This window comes from Kyrpidia sp. (assembly GCF_023512215.1).
GTDB lineage: Bacteria > Bacillota > Bacilli > Kyrpidiales > Kyrpidiaceae > Kyrpidia > Kyrpidia spormannii.
On the sequence record NZ_JAILZZ010000002.1, the window covers coordinates 129,475 to 150,921 of the forward strand.

General features: G+C 58.1%; 19 protein-coding genes and 1 rRNA gene. 17 read left to right on the plus strand and 3 right to left on the minus strand.

Annotated elements, in window-relative coordinates:
* Positions 1-91 precede the first annotated feature (91 nt).
* The 10 genes from infC to zapA all read left to right on the plus strand — a co-directional run bounded on the left by infC (position 92) and on the right by zapA (position 8,610).
* Positions 92-616 carry a translation initiation factor IF-3 gene (gene infC, locus K6T64_RS02150; protein WP_013076260.1) on the plus strand — a complete coding sequence of 175 codons (525 nt, stop codon included), beginning with the start codon at positions 92-94 and terminating at the stop codon, positions 614-616.
* A gap of 21 nt (positions 617-637) precedes the next feature.
* Positions 638-838 (plus strand): 50S ribosomal protein L35, encoded by a 201-nt coding sequence (rpmI, locus tag K6T64_RS02155; protein WP_013076259.1) that lies wholly within the window; start codon positions 638-640, stop codon positions 836-838.
* Between the two features lie 52 nt (positions 839-890).
* Positions 891-1,250: a 50S ribosomal protein L20 gene (gene rplT, locus K6T64_RS02160; protein WP_100668272.1), complete on the plus strand. Its 360-nt coding sequence runs from the start codon at positions 891-893 to the stop codon at positions 1,248-1,250.
* A 155-nt stretch (positions 1,251-1,405) separates the two neighbouring features.
* Positions 1,406-2,743, plus strand: a complete 1,338-nt coding sequence (locus K6T64_RS02165) for a TrkH family potassium uptake protein (protein WP_100669460.1) — start codon at positions 1,406-1,408, stop codon at positions 2,741-2,743.
* A gap of 12 nt (positions 2,744-2,755) precedes the next feature.
* Positions 2,756-3,406: a potassium channel family protein gene (locus K6T64_RS02170; protein WP_013076256.1), complete on the plus strand. Its 651-nt coding sequence runs from the start codon at positions 2,756-2,758 to the stop codon at positions 3,404-3,406.
* Positions 3,407-3,417: 11 nt separating this feature from the next.
* Entirely contained in the window at positions 3,418-4,233 is an 816-nt protein-coding gene (locus K6T64_RS02175; protein ID WP_288008358.1) for a TrmH family RNA methyltransferase, read from the plus strand.
* 56 nt (positions 4,234-4,289) lie between these two features.
* The gene (locus tag K6T64_RS02180; RefSeq protein ID WP_157935499.1) at positions 4,290-4,679 is read left to right on the plus strand and encodes a DUF2512 family protein; all 390 of its coding nucleotides are present in this window, start codon (positions 4,290-4,292) and stop codon (positions 4,677-4,679) included.
* Between the two features lie 151 nt (positions 4,680-4,830).
* Positions 4,831-5,868, plus strand: coding sequence for a phenylalanine--tRNA ligase subunit alpha (pheS, locus tag K6T64_RS02185; protein WP_100668269.1), 1,038 nt, complete (start codon positions 4,831-4,833; stop codon positions 5,866-5,868).
* Positions 5,869-5,880: 12 nt separating this feature from the next.
* A complete protein-coding gene (pheT, locus tag K6T64_RS02190) occupies positions 5,881-8,292 on the plus strand; it encodes a phenylalanine--tRNA ligase subunit beta (protein ID WP_288008359.1) in 2,412 nt (803 codons plus the stop codon).
* Positions 8,293-8,310: 18 nt separating this feature from the next.
* Positions 8,311-8,610: a cell division protein ZapA gene (zapA, locus tag K6T64_RS02195; RefSeq protein ID WP_170086057.1), complete on the plus strand. Its 300-nt coding sequence runs from the start codon at positions 8,311-8,313 to the stop codon at positions 8,608-8,610.
* A 59-nt stretch (positions 8,611-8,669) separates the two neighbouring features.
* Here the strand turns inward: zapA and K6T64_RS02200 are convergent, their stop codons facing one another.
* Positions 8,670-9,020 (minus strand): phage holin family protein, encoded by a 351-nt coding sequence (locus K6T64_RS02200; protein WP_170086056.1) that lies wholly within the window; start codon positions 9,018-9,020, stop codon positions 8,670-8,672.
* Positions 9,021-9,131: 111 nt separating this feature from the next.
* On the opposite strand from K6T64_RS02200, the gene K6T64_RS02205 reads away from it, so the two are divergent.
* Positions 9,132-11,483, plus strand: coding sequence for an endonuclease MutS2 (locus tag K6T64_RS02205; protein ID WP_288008362.1), 2,352 nt, complete (start codon positions 9,132-9,134; stop codon positions 11,481-11,483).
* 19 nt (positions 11,484-11,502) lie between these two features.
* Here the strand turns inward: K6T64_RS02205 and K6T64_RS02210 are convergent, their stop codons facing one another.
* The gene (locus K6T64_RS02210; RefSeq protein ID WP_288008363.1) at positions 11,503-13,950 is read right to left on the minus strand and encodes a transglycosylase domain-containing protein; all 2,448 of its coding nucleotides are present in this window, start codon (positions 13,948-13,950) and stop codon (positions 11,503-11,505) included.
* 125 nt (positions 13,951-14,075) lie between these two features.
* On the opposite strand from K6T64_RS02210, the gene tyrS reads away from it, so the two are divergent.
* Both tyrS and K6T64_RS02220 read left to right on the plus strand, forming a co-directional pair.
* Entirely contained in the window at positions 14,076-15,317 is a 1,242-nt protein-coding gene (gene tyrS / locus K6T64_RS02215; protein ID WP_288008364.1) for a tyrosine--tRNA ligase, read from the plus strand.
* Between the two features lie 92 nt (positions 15,318-15,409).
* Positions 15,410-15,847, plus strand: coding sequence for an Hsp20/alpha crystallin family protein (locus tag K6T64_RS02220; RefSeq protein ID WP_100668264.1), 438 nt, complete (start codon positions 15,410-15,412; stop codon positions 15,845-15,847).
* A gap of 77 nt (positions 15,848-15,924) precedes the next feature.
* Here the strand turns inward: K6T64_RS02220 and K6T64_RS02225 are convergent, their stop codons facing one another.
* Complete coding sequence (locus tag K6T64_RS02225; protein ID WP_288008365.1) at positions 15,925-16,653, minus strand: M48 family metallopeptidase; 729 nt, start codon at positions 16,651-16,653, stop codon at positions 15,925-15,927.
* A gap of 148 nt (positions 16,654-16,801) precedes the next feature.
* Between K6T64_RS02225 and yunB the strand changes: the two genes are divergently transcribed.
* From yunB to K6T64_RS02245, 4 genes are all read left to right on the plus strand, one after another.
* Positions 16,802-17,692, plus strand: coding sequence for a sporulation protein YunB (yunB, locus tag K6T64_RS02230; protein WP_232070188.1), 891 nt, complete (start codon positions 16,802-16,804; stop codon positions 17,690-17,692).
* A gap of 279 nt (positions 17,693-17,971) precedes the next feature.
* On the plus strand, positions 17,972-19,705 hold the full coding sequence (locus tag K6T64_RS02235; RefSeq protein WP_288008366.1) for an AMP-binding protein: 1,734 nt from the start codon (positions 17,972-17,974) through the stop codon (positions 19,703-19,705).
* 2 nt (positions 19,706-19,707) lie between these two features.
* Entirely contained in the window at positions 19,708-20,844 is a 1,137-nt protein-coding gene (locus tag K6T64_RS02240) for an acyl-CoA dehydrogenase family protein (RefSeq protein WP_288008367.1), read from the plus strand.
* Between the two features lie 217 nt (positions 20,845-21,061).
* Positions 21,062-21,447, plus strand: a 16S ribosomal RNA gene (locus K6T64_RS02245); the annotation flags it as partial.

Below are 21,447 nucleotides of genomic sequence, written 5' to 3' on the forward strand. Positions count from 1 at the left end.
ACTTCATCATGCATAATCGGCGCGGACAGAGTTCCGCGCTTTTTTATGGCCGCCCATTCTCGGGCGGAAGGATCTTCACTGGAGGTGACAGATGATTAGCAAGGAAGATCTGCAAGTGAACGAACAGATTCGGGCCCGGGAAGTGCGGTTGATCGATGTGGACGGCGAGCAGTTGGGAATCGTTTCGTTGCGGGATGCCCTTCGCATCGCAGCCGAAAAAAACCTGGACCTGGTCAACGTTGCGCCCACGGCCAAGCCGCCGGTTTGTCGAATCATGGATTATGGTAAGTATAAATACGAACAGTCCAAACGCGACAAAGAAGCTCGGCGCAACCAAAAGATCGTGAGTCTCAAAGAAGTGCGGCTCACTCCCAACATTGAAGACCACGATTTTCAAACCAAACTTCGGGCGGTGGTCCGTTTTCTGGAGCAGGGGGACAAGGTGAAAGCCACGGTTCGTTTCCGCGGCCGGGAGATCACCCACACCCGGATTGGCCAAGGGATCCTCGAGCGCATGGCGAAAGAAGTGGAGAACCTGTGCGTGGTGGAGCGGCCTCCGAAGTTAGAGGGGCGGAACATGATCATGATTCTTGCCCCCAAGCAGTCGAACCACTGATCACGGAATGGAGGAGCAGGAATGCCGAAGATGAAAACCCAACGGGCCGCGGCGAAGCGGTTCCGGAAAACGGGATCCGGGAAACTGAAGCGGTTTCACGCGTACCACAGCCATTTGTTTACGGGGAAGACGCCGAAGAGGAAGCGTAAACTGCGTAAAGCCGCTTTGGTTTCCAAGGGGGATTTTAAGCGGGTCCGGCAATTGGTGACCTATTTAAAATAATAAACGAAGCCGAAGCGGGAAGAGACAGGACCAAAAACAGGGGGTTTGAGTCATGGCACGAGTTAAAGGAGGGCCGGTCACCCGGCGCCGCAGAAAAAAGGTGATTAAACTAGCCCGGGGGTATTTTGGGGCGAAACACCGCTTGTACAAGATGGCGAATCAGCAGGTGATGAAATCGCTGATGTACGCCTACCGAGATCGGCGGCAGCGCAAGCGGGATTTTCGCAAACTGTGGATCAGCCGGATCAATGCGGCGGCTCGGTTGAACGGCCTTTCGTACAGTCGTTTGATGCATGGATTGAAAATGGCAGGGGTGGAAGTAAACCGAAAGATGTTGGCGGATTTGGCCGTCAATGATGATAAAGCTTTTACGGAATTGGCAAACCTGGCCAAAACCAAATTAAATGCTTGATTTGGGAAAGACCTACCTGGTAGGTCTTTCCTTATACGAGAGCATATAGTTTTCCCTATGTAGAGTGATGATACATACTATCAGCGGACAAGCAGTCGGTACCTGGAGGCGAGGGGACCAGGGACTATACGGAATCAGATGGGTGGGTGACAAGGTTGTCGAGCCGGCCTTCAATATGGACCCCAGCCCGGGTATTGGTGTTGGGATTTGCTGCTGTTATCTTCGTCGGGGGGGTCCTTCTCAGCTTGCCCATCTCCTCCCAAAGCGGGCAGGGGCTGGACTTTCTGGATGCGCTGTTCACAGCGACGTCCGCGGTGTGCGTCACCGGGCTGGTGGTGGTCGATACCGGAACGTACTTCAGCCATTTTGGACAAGTGGTTATTCTTCTGCTTATTCAGATCGGCGGTTTGGGATTTATGACCGTGGCGACTTTCCTGCTCATCATGTCCCGGCACCGAATCGGTCTCAAGGAACGGCTGGTCATTCAGGAATCGCTCAATGTGGGCACCCTTTCGGGGTTGGTCAAATTTAGTCGCAATGTGGTGCTGATGACTTTGACGGTGGAGGGAATCGGCGCCCTCATCCTCGCTGCGCGTTGGAGTTTCGATATGCCGTGGTGGCGGGCGCTGTATTTCGGGGTTTTTCACGGCGTGTCCGCTTTCTGTAACGCCGGGTTCGATTTATTCGGGGATTTTCGCAGTTTGTCGGGTTATGCTGAGGATCCCGTCGTGAACCTGACCATCATGGCCTTGATCATCCTCGGGGGCATGGGCTTTACGGTGATCGTGGATCTTATGAAGCGTCGCCGGAGCCGGCGGCTGAGTCTTCATACGAAACTTGTGGTGATCACATCACTGGGGCTGCTGCTGGCGGGTGCGGCGGCGTTTTTGGCTTTAGAATGGAACCGGCCTCAGACTTTTGGACTATTGGATTGGAAGGGAAAGATCTTTTCGGCGTTATTCCTCAGCGTCACCAGCCGCACGGCGGGGTATACCACCGTAGACATCAGCCAGTTGTCCACTCCGTCTTTATTTTTGGATATCGTGTTGATGTTCATCGGTGCTTCGCCCGGTTCGACCGGCGGGGGAATCAAGACGGTCACTTTCGCCGCCATTGTCCTGTTTACCTGGTCCGTCATTACCGACAAGGAGAACGTGGTGTTGTACGGACGAACGATTTCCACCAAAACGATCTACAAGTCGTTGTCGATTGCGATTATGTCGATCATGTTGATCGCCACATGGACCTTTATCCTGACGTTAATGGAGCCGGTCAATTTTATCCGTTTACTCTATGAGACGACATCGGCTTTCGGTACGGTGGGACTCTCCACGAACCTGACCCCCGAATTGTCTCCTCCGGGTCGGTTTATGATCTTACTGATGATGTATATTGGTCGGGTGGGGCCTCTGACCTTGGGGTTGGCTTTGGCGCAGCGGGGGAGGAAAAAGGCGGTCCTGCGGTACCCGGAAGAGAATTTGTTCGTGGGATAGGAGGTGGCTTTATTGAAACAATTCGTCGTCATTGGACTGGGCCGGTTTGGTTCCAGCGTGGCCAAGACGCTGTATCAAACGGGACACGAAGTGCTGGCGATCGACGGAGACCGGGAAGTGATCGAAGATATTATGGATTCGGTGACCCACGCGGTTCAGGCGGACGCGACGGACGAACAGGCGCTCCGGGCTTTGGGCCTGCGGAATTTTGACGTGGCTGTGGTGGGGATCGGTGGGGATATCCAGGCCAGTATTCTCTGCACCTTAATTGTCCGGGAGTTAGGGGTGCCTTTTATAGTCGCGAAAGCCCAGACCGAACTGCACGGGAAAGTTCTGTCCCGGATCGGTGCGGATCGGGTGGTGCACCCGGAACGGGACATGGGATTGCGGGTCGCGCATAATCTGGTCTCGCCCAACATTCTCGATTACATCGAGCTTTCGCCCGATTACAGCATCGCTGAAGTGGCGGCTGGCAAAGGAATGGTGGGGAAAACTTTGCGCCAACTCGACATTCGGGCCAAATACGGCTGCAACGTCATGGCCATTAAACGGGGGGAGAATATCAATATCTCGCCTCTCGCCGACGATCGGTTGAGGGAACAAGATATCCTCGTGGTGATCGGGAGTAATGAAGACCTTCGCCGACTGGAGGAGGAAGCATAGGGGGTGAAGGGGTGGGGGAGGAAGAGATCCGCTCCTTGCAGAACGCCCGGGTGAAAGAGTGGGCGGCCCTTCGGCGCGGCAAGGAGCGCCGGCGCCGGGGACTTTTTTTGGCCGAGGGCCCACATCTGGTAGGCGAAGCCTTACACTCCGGATTGGGGATTGAGGTCGTGTTGTTCGACCCTCGAGATCAGACCCCGGAGGTGGCCTCCTTGGTGGAGGAGGCCCGGGGGAAGGGATCTCCGGTACAGCCGGTAGACCGCCGGGTTTTGGAGCGAGTGTGTGAGGTGATCACACCCCAGGGGATTGCGGCGGTGGTGCGAATCCCCGAACGGCCGATACCCGGTTTTGCGGTGGAAGCGCCCGAGGAAGACCCGGTCTTGATGGTGGCTTTAGATGGCATTCAGGATCCGGGCAACGTGGGGGCGGTGCTGCGAGTGGCTCGGGCCGTGGGAGTCGCCGGAGTTTTGTGTGGGGAGGATACGGCAGATCCTTTCTCGCCCAAGGCAGTGCGGAGTTCTATGGGGGCCGCGTTTACAGTACCGATTCGACAGGGCCGACTGGTGGACATGATTGGCGAATGGCATGCTAAAGGTGTCGAGCCGGTGGAGACGGCCGTGGGCGAGGGAGTCCGCTATGACCGATGGAACTGGAACATCCCTGTGATGATCGTGCTGGGGAACGAGGGACGGGGAATCAGTCCGGAGGTTCGTCAGCTGTGTCGCGGGAAGGTCCACATCCCCATGCCCGGGGGAGGTGAGTCGTTGAATGTGGCGGTGGCAGCTGCCCTGCTATTATATGAGGCGCGACGCCATCGAGGAGCGCTGTGAGTTTGCGGTATAGAAGGCAACCGGATCCGCCATCCTAGAGGAGAGGGGGGATGCGGATGCGGGCACTGATGATCGGATTCTGGCGGGTGGCGGCCGCTTTTGCGAGCCTGTGGTTTATTCAGTTGTTCTTTCCATTATATGGATCATTTTGGCTGGTTCACCTCGTGGCCGGAACGGTGGTGTTGGCGGGGGTGGGGTACTGGACCGATCGGTATGTGATCCTCAGGTGGAACGGGTTTGTCGCGGCCGTGGTGGATTTCGTTTTGGCCTGGGCGACGGTGTATCTCGTGTACGCGATTTTCCCCGGGGCGGTGATTACCGTCACCTTTGCGCTGCTTGTTGCGTGGCTGTACGCCTTCGTCGAGCTGCTGGTTCACTACTGGGTCTATCGGCGGGAGGACTGGGAGGGCCCGGATCGGGCCGAAGCGAAACAGCCCGGTCCCTGATTGGGTATCCGTTGCGATTGTCCCTTTCTTTCGCAGCTGGAATTGCGTATAATGAAGGCATTGAGTGGTCGGAACTGACGCGGGGATCATGATTCCGCGAGACCTTCGTTTGTCTGCGAAGGTTTTTTTGTTGTAAAAGGGAGGCCGGGTTGTGGAAGAAACCTTACGCGAGTTGGAAAGGCGCGCGTTACAGGAATTGGAGCAGTGCGAGGATTCGAACCAACTAGAGGCGTGGAGGCTGCGTTTTCTCGGGAAAAAAGGGCAATTGACCGCTGTTTTGCGCGGTATGGCCAAGCTGTCCGAGGATGAGCGGCCCCGGATCGGTCGACTGGCCAATGAAATCCGGGACGCTTTGGAAGAGGCCAGGGTTTCCCGGCAAGATGCGTTGAAGGAAAAAGAGCGGCGGCGGAGGCTGGAAAGCGAACGATTGGACGTTACCGTTCCCGGATGGCGCTTCACTGTGGGCGGCCTGCACCCGTTGACCCGGATTATTGAGGAGATTGAAGAGATTTTTCTCGGCATGGGGTTCGAAATTCGAGAAGGACCGGAGGTCGAGCTGGACTACTATAATTTTGAAGCTCTCAACATTCCGAAAGATCATCCGGCCAGGGACATGCAGGACACCTTTTACATTACCGAAGAGATTCTGATGCGAACCCATACCTCGCCGATGCAGGCCCGGACGTTGGAAAAGACTTGTCCTTCCGTTCCGGTGAAAATCATCGTGCCCGGCCGAGTATACCGAAGGGATGAGGACGATGCCACCCATTCCCACTCCTTTGTTCAAGTCGAAGGGCTGATGGTAGACCGGGGGGTCCGCATGAGCGATCTCAAGGGCGTGCTCACCGTTTTTGTCCGGGGGATGTTCGGAGAAGATCGGCAGATTCGCCTGCGCCCGAGTTATTTTCCGTTCACTGAACCCAGCGCAGAAGTGGACGTCTCTTGTCCGCTGTGCGACGGGGCGGGTTGCCGGGTCTGTAAAGGGAGCGGGTGGATTGAGATTCTGGGAGCGGGAATGGTCCATCCTTATGTGCTCGAGAAAGCGGGGTACGATCCCGATGAGGTGTCAGGTTTTGCCTTCGGTTTAGGGGTGGAACGGACCGCCATGCTGAAATATGGGATTGACGATATCCGCCATTTTTATATGAACGACTTGCACTTTTTGCGGCAATTCCGCCGGGGATTGTGAGGAGGTCTGGCAGTGAAGGTATCGTATCGGTGGTTACAGGAATGGATCGATCTCGACGATCTCAGTCCGGAGGAAGTGGCAGAACTCCTTACCCGGCACGGCGTTGCGGTAGAAACGGTGCGGCAGCTCAATCCCGGTCTTTCGCAGGTGGTGGTGGGGGAGGTGCTTGAGGTTCGGCCCCACCCGGAGGCTGACCGGTTGCGGGTTTGTCGGGTGGATGTCGGACGGGGGGATCCCTTGCAGATTGTCTGCGGAGCGCCCAATGCGGCTCCGGGCATGCGGGTGCCTACCGCTTTGGTGGGGGCCACGCTCCCGGAGACAACGATCGGGGAAGCGGTGTTTCGGGGTGTGGCTTCCCAGGGAATGCTGTGTTCCGCCAAGGAGATCGGCATGGAAGTGCGCCTTTTGCCAAAGGATCAGACAGAGGGCTTGTACGTACTCCCGCCCGATAGCCCGATAGGGAAGGACATCGTGGATGTGCTCGGGTGGGACGATGCGGTTTTGGAACTGGATCTCACTCCCAATCGGTCCGACTGTCTGTCGATGGTCGGCGTGGCCCATGAGTTGTCCGCGATTCTCGATCGCCCGCTCAAGTTCCCGGATTGGACCGAGGGCGGTGTGGCGGAGGGCCCGTCTCCGGTCCGGATCACTTTGGAGACGCCCCTTTGCCGGCGATATATGGCCCAAGTGATTGACGGAGCTCGGCAGGCGTCCTCCCCACTTTGGATGCAGATGCGTCTCTTGGCGGCAGGCATTCGCCCGATTGATGCCATTGTCGACGCGACGAATTATGTGATGTTGGAACTTGGCCAGCCTTTGCACGCCTTTGATTTTGACCAGGTTAAGGGCGGGCATATTCGGGTGCGCACCGGGCATCCCGGAGAGCGGCTCAGGACCTTGGACGGCGTGGAACGCACGCTGGATCCTTCGATGATCGTCATTGCCGATGAGGCGCGTGCCATCGGTCTGGCCGGGGTGATGGGCGGCGAGAATTCCGAAATTACCGCCTCGACTACTCGAATCGTATTGGAATCCGCGTGGTTTGATCCAGTGAGTGTGCGGAGAACGGCTCGGCACCTCGGCCTCAGGTCCGAAGCAGGACTCCGTTTTGAAAAGGGCGTGAATCCCGAAATGCTCCCCTTGGCCTTGGCACGGGCTTCCCGTTTCATTACAGCACACGCGGGCGGTCGGCTGGTGGGCGCTCCCGTGGACAAAGGGGACTTACACGAGGAACGGAAGAAGATTGTTCTTCGCCCGGATAAGGTCAATGAATGGTTGGGCGTGAAGGTAGAGCCGGGGGAGATGGAGCGGATTTTTGAACGCCTCGGCTTTGCCGTGGATCGGTGGGACATGAGGACCTGGCAGGTGGAGGTGCCTTCGCGGCGGCGTGACATTTCCCGGGAAATCGATTTGGCGGAAGAGGTGGCCCGGTTGCATGGGTACGATAACATCCCGGCGACGATGCCCGAGGGTCGGGTCACGGCCGCCGGCCGCACGTTACCGCAGCGGGTTCGGGGGGCCATCCGCCGCTTCTTGACTGATCTCGGGTTTTTCGAGGTCTGGACTTACACTTTGCAAAATCCGTCGGTCATAGGTCGGTTGAATGAGGGACGATCCCAGGAGTACCTGGCGGTTTTACACCCGATGTCCGAGGAGCGAACCGCCCTGCGCACGACGTTGTTGCCGGGATTGTTGGATGCGGCGGCCTACAATGTGCGACGTGACCAGCGGGAGATTGCAATCTACGAGATCGGCCGGGTTTTTCACCCCCGGGGCTTACCCGTCACCAACCTTCCCGAGGAGCGAGAGCAAGTGGGGGCGCTCATCCTCGGCCGTTTCGGTCCGCACGGGATCGGCTGGGAAGGACGTCCGGCGGATTTTTACGCGGCCAAGGGGGTCGCAGCTGCCGTGCTGGAGCGGCTTGGCGTTCAGGCGGACTTTGTCCCCGGGGTTCGCGAAGGTCTTCATCCCGGACGCACGGCACAAATCCAGGTTAACGGAGGGAAGATCGGGTGGGTGGGGGCACTTCACCCGGAGGTGGAGGAACGGTGGGGAATACCAAAGGGTTATTATATCGAACTGGATATGCAGGGCATCGTCAAGGGCTTACCTGGAGCAACCACCTATCGTCCGTTGCCTCGCTATCCCGGGATTTTACGGGACCTGGCACTTCTTGTCCCCCGGGAACGGGCCGCCCGGGAGGTGGAGGCTGGGATTCGGGAAAGCGGCGGCCCTTGGTTGGAGAATCTGGAGCTGTTTGACGTTTATGAAGGGGCTCAGGTCCCTCCAGGGTATAAAAGCTTGGCATTTCGTCTGTCCTACCGCGCCGAAGAACGGACGCTGACAGACGAAGAAGTGAACGATGCCCTCCGGCGGCTGATCGATACCCTGAGGGAGCGGGGCGTTCAGTTGCGGTCGGAGTGACGGGAGGGGGTGCTCCCGATGAGCACAGGGCAGGGGCAGAAGGAACCTGAATCCAATCGCGTTCGCGTGGATATTTACGGGCAGGATTATGCGCTGAAGGGACAGGCATCGGTGGAGTATCTCAGGCGGGTCGCGCGATTGGTGGACGAGCAGATGAAGGAAATCGGCGAACAAAATCCGCGCCTTGATTACAGCCGGATCGCTGTGTTGGCGGCGGTCAATATTGCGGACCGGTATCTACGGTTATGCGATGAATATGAGGACCTTCTAAGAAGTCTGGAGCGGGAGAGCGAGTCCCGCATCCGGGAAGAATCCTAAGAGAAAAGCCCAGGAGTTCCCTGGGCTTTTCTCGAAGGGCGTCCGGCCCGGACTGTGAGTTATGTTCGGTTTTCTCGGCGACTGAACTGGGTCGGGACAAACAAGTCGATAATCCCGATGACCAGGGATGCCAATAAAGCACCGAGGATGGTGACGCGCATGCCGGGCACAAAGAGTTGGGCCAGGTAGATCACGACGGCTCCGGACAGAAAGCCGATGATTCCCCGCCCATAGGGTGTCATTCGTTCCCCGAACAACATTTCGACGACCCAGCCCAATGCGGCGATGACCAGAGCGGCCAAGAGCGCACTCCAGAAGGTGAGTCGTCCGAATCCGGGGACGAGATAGCCCACCACCATGAGGACCAGTGCGGACACCACAAAACGAACCACAGCGCCGATGATGTTCACCCGTTCTGCCTCCTTTCGTGGGCGGTGCGGGTCCTGCGCCCATAGTATTCCCGGCGTTCGGTGAATCATGAGAGTACAGGTCGATTTCGGTGAACGAAGGGAGTTGTTGCCGTGGAACCGCGGACTTTGCGGGTTCTCGAATTTGAAAAGATTTGCCGGATCTTGGCAGACCACGCGCAAACGGATATGGGTAGGACCCTGGCTCTTGAATTGCTTCCTTCCTCCGACGAAGAGGAGGTTAGGTCTTGGTGCAGAGAAACGGACGAGGCTCAAGCTTGGGATCGGTTGGCGGGGGGAGTCTCTTTACAGGGAGCCACAGATGTCACCGAATGGGTACGCCGGGCTGCCCGCGGGGGAGTGCTGAGCTCCGAACAACTTTATGCGACAGCGGAACTGATGCGAGTTGGACGGCGGGTGCAGCGTTCTTTGGAACAGGTGCAATCCAAGGCCCGAACCCCTCAGTTGCAGGCCCTGGCCTCCGGGATTCCCGAGTTGCCCGAGTTGGAGAAGGTGATCCGGGACAGCGTTGGGGAGGACGGCTCGATTCTGGATGGCGCCAGTTCGGAGCTGGCGGCCCTGCGCCGCCGGAAGAGGACGCTCGCCGATCGAATTCGCGGGGTTCTGGATGAGTTGATTCGTAATCCGAACACACAGAAGTATCTCCAGGAACCCCTGGTCACCGTTCGTGATGGAAGATACTGTGTGCCTGTCCGGGTGGAGTTTAAAAACTCTTTTCGGGGGATCGTTCACGATCAATCGGCCAGCGGCCAGACCTGGTTCATCGAGCCCGCCGCCATTGTGCCGCTCGGCAACGAGTTGCGGGGACTGGAAGCTCAAGAGGAACGGGAAATCGAGCGTATTCTGGTCCGGTTGAGCGCCTTGGTGGGGCAAGAAGAGGCTGGACTGTCCAAGGCGGTAGAATGTTTAGGCCGCCTCGATTTTGCGCTGGCGAAATCCCGGTTAGCCCAGCAGATGGACGCCGTGTCCCCGCGCTTTGTGGGCGGAGGAAAATTGCGGTTGCGGCGGTGTCGGCATCCGCTGATTCCGAAGGAACGAGTGGTGCCCGTGGATGTCCTGATCGGCGACGAGTATCACGCCCTGATCATTACCGGGCCCAATACCGGCGGGAAAACGGTGGTGCTCAAAACGGCGGGACTGTTGACGTGCATGGCTCAGGCGGGGTTATTCATCCCGGCTGCAGAGGGAAGCGAGCTCTCGGTTTTTGAACGGATTTTTGCCGACATTGGCGACGAGCAGAGCATTGAACAAAGCTTGTCAACCTTCTCCGGGCATATGAAACACATCATTGAGATTTTGGACCAGGTCAACGAGCGGAGTCTCGTTTTGCTCGATGAGATCGGCGCCGGGACTGACCCGGCGGAAGGGGCCGCCTTGGCCGAGGCGATTTTGCAGTTCTTAGTGGATCGCGGGATTCGGACCATTGCCACGACTCATTACGGCGATCTAAAAGCTTTTGCCTACACGACGCCAGGGGTGATGAATGCCAGTGTCGAGTTTGATCCCGAGACTCTGCGCCCGACTTATCGCCTCTTGATCGGCGTGCCCGGGCGGTCCAATGCTTTGGCGGTGGCGGCACGCCTGGGATTGGGGCAAGAAATCCTCGACCGCGCGCGGCACCGCCTCGGCGCTGATGATGTGAGGGTGGAGGACATGATTCGGCAGTTGGAGACGGCCCGGAACCAGGCGAGGGAAGAGGCGGACCGGGCGCGCCTGGATCGGGAAGAGGCGTCCCGGCTTCGACAGCAGTGGGAGTCGGAGGTTCGCCGTTGGGAGGCAGAGGCGGATCAGCGGACTGCCCAGGCGGAGGAGCGCGCCCGGCGGATTGTGCTTCAGGCGGAACGGGAGGTCAAGGAGGTCCTGGAAGAGTTGCGCCGGCTGAGCCGCGAAGATCGATCCTCCCTTAAAGAGCACCAGTTTACCGAGCTGCGCCAGCGACTGGACCGCGTAAAGCCGGCCTTCCGCTATGGGCGCAGGGTTCCCTCGTCCACCGGGGAAGACTTCGGTACTCCGGGACCGGGAGACGCCGTGGAGGTGGTGTCTTTTGGACAAAAAGGCACGGTGCTGGAGATCCAGGGGAAGGAAGCTTTGGTTCAGATCGGGGCTCTGAAGACCCGGGTGCCAGTGGCCGCGCTGCGAAAGCAGAAAGCGCCTACCCCGGTGGCACCGGTGTCTGTGGCGGTGCGCCGGGGGGCAGACGGCGTGGGCATGGAACTGGACCTGCGGGGGAAGACCGTCGAAGAAGCCATACCCGAGATTGACCAGTACCTGGACCGGGCGGTGCTCGCAGGACTTGCCACCGTTCACCTGATCCACGGAAAGGGCACCGGGGCCCTGCGCAGTGGGGTGCAAACCTATCTTCGAAGCCACCCCCACGTGCGCTCTTTCCGAAACGGTGGGCCTGGGGAGGGCGGGCTCGGGGTGACGGTGGTCGAGCTGAAATAACGGTGGCATTTGAGCCGTATCACTCGTTTCCGGCTCCCGGCGTCGTCACTGGTGGGTGGCCTGGTGTACCGCCATTTTGTTCCTGTTGGCCGTTGCCGTTCCCCGAGTTGGTACCTGGCGCGGATTGACCCTCCGAGGGGGTCGGCTGCGGCGTGTCGCCTCCCCCCAGAGGCAGCACTTCGCCGCCCCGGGGATCTGGTGTTGAAGGCACCTCCAGTCCGGCATCTGTAGGAGCGGGCCCCGGGGGATGGGCCTTGCGTTGAATAAAGATCCCCCACCGGATCTCATCGGGCGGAGTGGCCGTGGTTGCCCGGTATTTTTTGCCGTCTATAACCGTGTAAGCTGCCCGAACGTGCACATCGCAGGCCGTTTTGGGCTCGGTTCCCTTCACAAACAACTCGCTCACCACGGTGCCCGCTGCCCGGCAAAAGGCGGTGGGGAGTTCTCCAGACTTGTTGCACACACTCACCCGGACCACATCCGACGGGGCGGAAGGGAAGCTGGCCGTGTGAAGCCACGGCCCGCCCCGGGCACGCTGAAGGATGTCTGCGAACACCTGAACGGCTCTGGGCCTTTCATCCCGTGGCGAGACACCGGGTACGGGATGTAACGGGAACGGGTAATTGTATCCCACCCAGACCCCGATGGTCACATCCGGGGTAAAACCGATGAACCACGAGTCGCGGTCGTCGTCTGTCGTGCCTGTCTTGCCGGCGACGGCCATGGAAGGAAAGCGCCGTCCCACCGCGGATCCAGTACCCCGGCGTACCACGTCCCGAAGCATATCGGTGAGGATGTAGCTGGCTGCCGGCGAAAAAACCTGGGTCGTCTGATTCGCGTGCTGGTACACCGTACGCCCATCCCGATCGACAATCTTGGTGATCAAGTGAACCGGGTGTACAGACCCTTGGTTGGGAAAGACGGTAAAGGCGTTTGTAGCTTCTTCCACTGTCAATCCCTTGGACAACCCCCCGATGCCGGCACTGATCACGGCGTCGTCGGGCGTGAGGGTGGTGATCCCAAGTTTTTTGAGGTATTCCATCCCCACCCCCGGCCCGAGGCGGCTAAACACTTGCAGAGCCGGGATATTGTACGATTGCACCAAAGCCTCCCGAACTGTCATCATCCCGTGGAAACGGTTGTCAAAATTGTTTGGGCGGTAGCCCGGCCAGGAGGTTGGTACATCGTCGACGCCGCTTCCGGAACCAATCAATCCCCGGTCTACCGCCGGACCGTACACGCCAATCGGTTTCATGGTGGATCCCGGTTGTCGCGGGAGCCGGGCATGATCGATTTGATCCCGGTTATAGTCCCGACCGCCGTATACAGCCAGGATACTCCCGTCCGAATTGTTGACGACCGCCGCCCCGACCTGCTCCATGGCATTTTTGATCGGGGTCGGTCTGCCGTTCAATAACGCGGAATAACCGATATCGGGTCGGTAGGATTGCCCGGACACCGCCTCGTTTACTCGATCTTGCAAATCTCGGTCGATGGTGGTTTCGATTCGGAAGCCTCCGGTGGCGAGAAGTTCCTTGGCTTTATCCAGGTCCGGGGCGAGGCCGCGTTGTACCAGCAGGGAAGCAGCGTCGTCTTGGACCTCATCCAGGATATACGGATATTTGGCCGCCGAGTGTTGGGATATCGGCCGCAAGGCCTTCTGGATGTCGAAGGCGAGGGCTTGGCGATACTGCTCCTCGTTGATATAATGCTGTTCCAACATTCGACTCAGGACGAGACTCTGCCGTTCTCTGGCGGCTGAAAAGTGGCTGTACGGCGAGAACAGGGAAGGATTGTTGGGCAACGCGGCGAGCATGGCCGCCTCGGCCAGATTCAAATCTTTGGCGTTTACTCCAAAAAATGTATGTGCCGCTTGTTCGGCTCCGTATACGTTCATCGTCCCAACCTGGCCAAAGTAGGCCCAATTCAAGTAAGTGGTGAGAATCTCGTCCTTGCTCAACTTGCGTTCCAATTCGATCGCGAGTAGCGCTTCTTGAATCTTGCGGGTGAGGGTACGGGCTTGGTCGGGGAAAAACACGAGTTTCACAGTCTGTTGGGTGAGGGTGCTCGCCCCGCTGACAATCTGTTGGCCGCGGATGTTCTGCCAAAGAGCTCGAAAGATGGCTTGAATATCCACTCCGGGATGATGATAGAAGTCCTTGTCTTCTACGGCGATCACGCCATGGACCAGGTCAGGCGAGACCTCGGCCAAGGATGAGATGGGCTCCCGGGACCCGTCGGTCATGAGTAACCCTAACGGGCGACCTTCACGATCGACCACCGTTGTGATTTGAGACAATTGAGACAATCGAGCCAAATCCAAGGGCGGGGCGGCCCGGGTGACCCGAACGGCATACGTCACACCGCTTGCAACAATGACCAAAAAGGCGGCACCCGCTAAAATAGCTGCCCATAATAGCCATCTGCGTCGTTTAGGTTGTTCGGGAATCTGTACCTTTTCTTCCACATGATTTCCTCCTCGTCCAATGCATTTATTATAACAAAACCAGGGAGCGTTCTTGTGATTTTGTTTCGTTGACACTGGATATTGAGCTGAGGTACAGTGCGGAGGAGAAGGAGGATGGACGATTGATGGAAGCGTTCGACTTGTCCGCGGAACAGGAGGCGGAAGTGGCCAGACAACTCGCTGTCATTCGCAGGGGTGCCGCGGAGATTGTACCCGAAGAGGAACTGGTGGAAAAGGTGCGCCGGTCGGTGTTCAGCGGAAAGCCGCTGCGGGTCAAATTGGGATTGGATCCCACCGCCCCGGATATTCATTTGGGGCACACGGTGGTGCTGCAAAAGCTGCGCCAGTTCCAGGATCTCGGACACGAAGTGTATTTGGTGATCGGGGATTTCACCGGCCGCATCGGAGATCCTACAGACAAATCGGAGACGCGCCGCCAACTGACCGAGGAGCAGGTGCGGGCCAACGCGAAAACGTACGAGGAACAACTCTTCAAGGTGCTCGATCCCGGCCGTACCCACGTCGTGTTCAACTCGACCTGGCTGGCGCCCCTCACTTTCGCCGAGGTGATTCGGCTGGCGGCTTCTACCACAGTGGCGCGGATGCTGGAGCGGGAGGATTTTCACAAGCGATTTTATGGAAGTTTGCCGATCAGCCTGCACGAGTTTTTCTATCCGCTCATGCAGGGATACGATTCCGTCGCCCTGCGGGCGGACGTGGAGCTTGGGGGAACAGATCAGAAATTCAACCTGTTGATGGGCCGGACGCTTCAGAAGGAGTTTGGGCAGTCCCAACAGGCAGCGGTGATGGTGCCCCTGCTCGAAGGGCTCGACGGCGAGAAAAAGATGAGCAAAAGCCTCGGCAATTACATCGGCCTGGATGATCCGCCCCGGGACATGTACGGGAAAGCCATGTCGATCCCGGATTCGTTGACGGTGAAATATTTTGAGCTCGTGACGGATCTGTCCAATGACGAGTTGGACCGGTTAAAAGTAGATTTGACAGAAGGACGGCTGCACCCGAGGGATGCCAAGATGCGCCTCGCCAAAACTTTAGTTCGCATGTACCACGGTCCGAATGCCGCCGAAGATGCGGAAGATCATTTTCGAACTATTTTTCAGGAACGACAACTTCCCTCAGACATTGAAGAGCGGCAAATTCCCCCAGGGCCTGTCTGGATTGTTCGCCTTCTGGTGGAGAACGGGCTAGCCGGATCTAACGGAGAGGCCCGGCGGTTGATCGAACAAGGCGGAGTGCGGGTAGACGATGAACGGATCGACAGTCCGGATCGGGAGATCGAGCCGCGGGAGGGCATGGTGGTCCAGGTCGGCAAGCGCCGGTTTCTGCGTTTCCGCATCCGGTCTTGATCCGTGCGACGGGAGGATGTGGCATGCAAGCTCTTCGGGCCCGGGAGCCATGCTAGGAGTGGTCCACGTGATCAAAAAGGGAGGGAGAGCCAATGCCACTTCCGTTGCCGGTGGACCCCCTGCGTCACCTGGAGTCTTTCAGGCGGGACGTCGGACGTTTGCTGGACCCCGAGGTCTGGCGTACCGGTTGGGTCTCAGGGGCGCTTCCTCGGGTTGACGTGTACGAAACCGGGAATCAGGTGGTGGTTTCCTGCGATATTCCCGGTCTGCGCAAAGCGGACGATCTTGAAATCGACGTCGACGACGATCGGGTTCATTTGAGCGGGGTTATTGAAGGAGACGAGGAACGCCGGGACGACGATTTTCTCCAAAGAGAACGGTTTTATGGCCGTTTCTCCCGGACCGTCGCCCTGCCGGTGGAAGTCAAGCCAGAATCGGCCCGGGCGTCGTACCGCAATGGCGTTCTCGAGATCCGCATGGATAAGGCGCAGCCGTCCCGGGGGCGCCGGGTGAACATTGAGTTTCATTGACGGTCATGTCGGCCATGCGGGATGGGCCGACACAAAAGGGGAGGGCGCGCGCCCTCTTTTTTTGTGCCGCGATGCGGTCATAAATCGAGGGTCAAGCCATACTCTTTCAGCCAGGCTTTGGCGTCGGCGTACGTGGGCAGCACCGATTCCACAAGTTCCCAAAAGCGGGGCGAGTGATCGAAATGGCGCAGATGAGCCAGTTCGTGAACAATGACGTAGTCCACAACGTGACGGGGTGCCATGAATATTCGCCAGTTCAAATAGATCGCACCCTTTGATGTACAACTTCCCCAGCGGGTTTTTTGATCCCGAATGGCCACCTTCGCCGGGAAACAGTGAAGCTTTTCCCCATAAACAGCGATTCTGCGCAGTGCCCAGTGATACCCGGCCCTCTGATACCACTCGCGAAACAGATGCGATAAACGTTCCCGGCGGGTTTCGGCATCCCAGGATGGGTTGATCTCCGCACAAAAATGCCCTTCACTCAGTTGCAGGGACCCCGGGGTGCCCACAAGGGTCTCTTTGATGTGGAGCGGGTACGGTTGACCGAGAAAGTGAAAAACGTCTCCAGGGGAGTAAGTTTTTTTCGGAACACTCGCCCTAAGCCGGGCAAATTCCGTCCGTTTGGCGAAGATCCATTTTGCCTTTTGGCGGAGGAATTCCTCGATGGTTCCGATGGCGACCCCCAGGGGAGCCGAAACGCGAATGGTCCCGTCCCAACCCACGCGAAGGGTGAGGCGTTTTTTATTGGGGCGGAAAATCAGCGAGTATTCCACGAGTTCGCCGTTCAAGTCGACAAAAGGCATGGATACACGTCCTTTCCCGGTTCCCGCCGGCCCTGCACCCCCCGGCACAATCTTCTGGCGTTTACCCGGTTTCAGTTCCTTCGCCGAGCAGGGGCATGCGCCCGATGGGGCTGGCATACCTATGCAGCGGGAGGAGATGTCCGTGCCCATGCGATTTGGCCGCCGTTTTCGCGCTGGATTTCGGCGCCGGGGCCCGGCCGGCCGCCGGTCGTTGGTACTGGCCGCCGCGGGAATTCTCGGCTTTCTGGTTCTGGCGTTCTACGTACTTGATTATAATATTCGTCCCGTTTTTGTGGATATCGCGAAAGGGATGGCCCGAAGGTTGGCTGCGGATGCCATCAACCGAGCGCTCGTGCAGACGGTCCAGCAAGGCGTCGATTACTCGAGACTCGTTACTTTGCAAACGGACAGGAACGGCCGGGTGATCGGAGCCACGCTGAACGAACAAGAGGTGCTTCGCCTGCAGACGGATGTCACCACCCGGGTGCAGGCGGTGGTCGATCACCTGGCCACCCAACAGATCAATGTCCCCATCGGGCAGGCGATGAACAGTTCCATTTTCTCGACCTTCGGTCCGATGATTCCCGTGTCGATCGTGCCCTTTGGCAGCGCAGAATCGGAAGTCCAGCAGACCACGAAACAGGCGGGGATCAACCAAACCATTCATGAGGTGGACATTAAAGTCCAAGCCCGTATTCAGATCCTCGCACCTTTTGTGGCGGAACCGCTGGACGTTCAGACGAGTGTGCCAGTGGCGTATATGGTCTTGGTTGGTGAAGTTCCCCAGTATTTCTTCGACGCCCGGGGGCTGCCATTTTATCCACCCGGATTCGGTGTGGTCCCGCCGATTCCCGGGACGCCGTCCACGGGGGCGGGCGTGCCCCCGGCGGGCTCGAACACCCCCCAGGCGGGTTCGAATCTTCCATCGACGGGCTCAACGCCCCCTGAGAGCCCGGGTTCCACTTCGACGGGAGGGAGGGCCTCGGGGGGATCGGGGCCCTCCGGTTCGAGCAGTGCGCCCTCGGTGCCACCTCTTTGAACGACACAGACTCCAGTTGACGGCCACCCGGTTCACGGGCGGCATATTTCTTCTCACGGCGGTTTTCCCGCTTCGTATTTACCTCGGCTGCCGCCGTCACTTTTTTTATGCTGACCCTGTTTCGTGATTGCGGGCGAGGCCTCGCGCCGACGTCTATGGGTGGATGACGGCAACGTGAAGGGGAACGGAACGCATCCGGCTCCCCTTGATTTGTATGATTTTAACGATATAATCAATAATAGTCCGAGGATTACGCCTTTGTGGCGGGGAGGTGCGCACGTGAAGGAGCGGTCATGGCATCGGCATTGGCCGAAGGGATTGCCTTGGTCCTTATCATATCCCGATGTTTCGGTGGGGGCCATCTTTAAGGGAAGTGCCCGACGATTCGGACAGAAGGCCGCCCTGGTTTACAGGTCCCAGGTCTACTCGTTTTCGGAATTATACCGGGATTCCCTTCGCTTTGCATCAGCACTAAACAGGATGGGTCTCGGCAAGGGGGATGTCATTGCGATCCATCTCTTTAACATGCCTCAATATGTGATCGCGTATTATGGAATCCTGTTGAGCGGGGCTGTGTTCACGCCGATCAGTCCCTTGCTGCCAGTGGACGATGTCGCATTTCAGCTCCGGGATAGTGAGGCGTCGGCGCTGATCACCCACGAACGTCTGGCCGGGGTGGCGCGGCAGGCCGTAGAAGGTACCGGAGTGAAGCGGGTATTTGTCACGGGGGATGAAGAGATGGGTCCACCCTTCCGACCGATCGATACCGGATCTTTGGGTGACGGCTGGCTGAGTCTTGGGAAGGTGTTATGTCAAGAAAGTCCTATGGAGCCCGATGTTCCCTTTCGGCCGGAGGAAGATCTGGCTCATTTGGCGTACACCGGGGGCACGACGGGCCGCCCCAAGGGGGTCATGTTGACTCACCGCCATGTCGTGGCCAACACGGTTCAATATGCCGCCTGGGGAACGGGTTGCCTGCCCAGGGTCGAGGACGGCGGTTTGGTACTGGAGCCGGTTGACCCAGCCCTCATCGGTGAGAACGCCGAATATCGCACGGCCCTTGGTGAAGCCATTCTCGTCAATATTACGCCGTGGTTTCACGCCATGGGGACGATCGGCTACCTGAACCACCCGATTCTAACCGGGACGACGATCGTGTTGCACTCGAGATTTGACCCAAGGACCTATCTCGAGGATGCGCGCCGGTATCAGGCGACCACTTTGGGAGGCGCGCCAGCCGTTTTCCACGCCCTCCTTCGGCAAATCGACTCAGGAAACGAGGTATTTCCCTCTGTCCGTCACATCAGCTCCGGAGCGGCCCCCTTGCCGGTGGAAACGATTGCTCGATTACAGCAGCATTTTCCGGAGGCCGTGGTGGTGGAGGCATATGGGATGACCGAAGTCACCATGGGTGCGACGTCGAATCCGTCGGGCCGCAGCGGTTTGCGCAAACCCGGCAGTGTCGGCATCCCGGTTTTTGACACCGATTGCAAAATTGCCCCAGTTGGCCGAGGGGAAGGGTCGTTGCCTGCGGGGGAGATCGGCGAGGTTTGCATTCGAGGTCCTCAGGTGATGAAAGGGTATTATCGCAAACCTGAAGAAACGGCCGAGGTTCTTAGGAACGGGTGGATGCACACGGGAGATTTAGGGCGGCTGGATGAAGACGGTTATTTATACATCGTGGATCGGATCAAAGACATGATCCTGTATAAAGGTTATAACGTCTATCCCCGGGAACTGGAAGAGCTTCTGCACAGCCATCCGGCGGTGGCCCAGGCCGCGGTGGTGGGCAAGCCGGATCGCGAAGCGGGTGAGATCCCCAAAGCTTACGTGGTTCGACGCCCGAATAGCGGGGTTTCGCCGGAGGAGTTGATGGGCTTTGTCAACGCCTCTGTCGCGCCTTATAAAAGGCTGCGGGAGATCGTATTTGTCGGTCAGTTGCCCGTGAGCGGCGCAGGCAAGGTGTTAAAGCGGGTCTTGCGGGAACAGGAAGAACAAGGAGGTCATATCTGAGAATGTTGCTGTCTTATACGCGCGAGCACGAGATGTATCGAGAATCGCTGAGAAAATTCCTGCAAAAAGAGGTTGTGCCGTATTTTCGGGAATGGGAGAAGGACCGCCAGGTACCTCGGGAGGTGTGGAAGGCGTTCGGAAGGCAGGGGTTTTTGTGCCCGTGGTTACCCGAGGAATACGGGGGCAGCGGAGTCGGATTTGAGTATGCGTTGATTTTGATTGAAGAAATGTCCCGGGCGGATGTGGATATCCCGATTTCTCTGCATTCCGAGGTGGTGGTCCCGTACTTGTACTCCTACGGGACAGATGAACAAAAACGCCGGTGGTTGCCGGGGTGTGCCTCCGGGGATTTGATCACCGCGGTGGCCATGACCGAACCGGACGCCGGGTCGGATTTGGCAGCCCTTCGTATGACCGCGGTACGGGATGTGGATACGTATATCTTGAACGGGCAAAAAGTGTTTATCACCAATGGCTGGGATTGCGACCTCGTGATTGTGGCTTGCAAGACAGGAAATGACCCGAAACCCCATCGAAACATCAGTTTATTGGTGGTGGAGGAAGGAACTCCGGGTTTTATCAAGGCGAAAAAACTTAACAAGATGGGACGCCACACGGAAGGGACTGCGGAACTCGTATTCGAAGACTGCCGGGTGCCGGCCAGGAATTTACTGGGTCAAGAAGGCAAGGGATTTTATTATTTGATGGAAAAATTGCAGCAGGAACGGTTGATCGCATCGATGGGATCGCTGTGCGCGGCCGAGAAGATGTTTCAGGAAGGCCTGGAGTATGCGAAGACGCGCCGGGCGTTCGGACAACCCATTGGATCTTTTCAGCACAACAGCTTCAAATTGGCTGAAATGGCGACGGAGGTCGAGATCGCCCGTACCTTCGTGGAACGGCTGGTGATGGAACACATTCAAGGTCGGGAGTTAGTGATGGAGGCATCGATGGCAAAATGGTGGGTGTCAGAGATGGCCAACCGGGTGGCCGCCCAGGTGCTTCAGTTGCACGGGGGGTACGGGTACATGGAAGAGTATCCGATCTGCCGACACTATCAAAATGTCCGGGTGGATACGATTTATGCCGGGACAAACGAGATCATGAAAAGCATCATTGCGAAACGGCTGGGTTTGTAAAACTCGGGATAACGGTTGACAGAAGGGCTCGGAGTTTGCTATGATGAATTCCGCTCGATGCGAGGTACGATCGGGCGAAGGACGGCGGCGATGTGGGTTGGATTTCCCTATTGCACGTCCTGCGTAGATGTGATAGAATAACATATGTTGCCGCTCGAAGCGGCACCTCGATCCTTGAGAATCAAACAGTACGCCACTGTTAGCCCGGATGAATCTTTTCACGGAGAGTTTGATCCTGGCTCAGGACGAACGCTGGCGGCGTGCCTAATACATGCAAGTCGAGCGGGTCGCCCCGGGGCTTGCCCCGGGGAGGCCAGCGGCGGACGGGTGAGTAACGCGTGGGCAACCTGTCCGGCAGACCGGGACAACGCCTGGAAACGGGCGCTAATTCCGGATAGGCGCAAAGGGCGCATGCTTTTTGCGGGAAAGGGGAAACCCGCTGTCGGGTGGGCCCGCGTCGCATTAGCTGGTTGGTGGGGTAACGGCCCACCAAGGCGACGATGCGTAGCCGGCCTGAGAGGGTGGGCGGCCACACTGGGACTGAGACACGGCCCAGACTCCTACGGGAGGCAGCAGTAGGGAATCTTCCGCAATGGGCGAAAG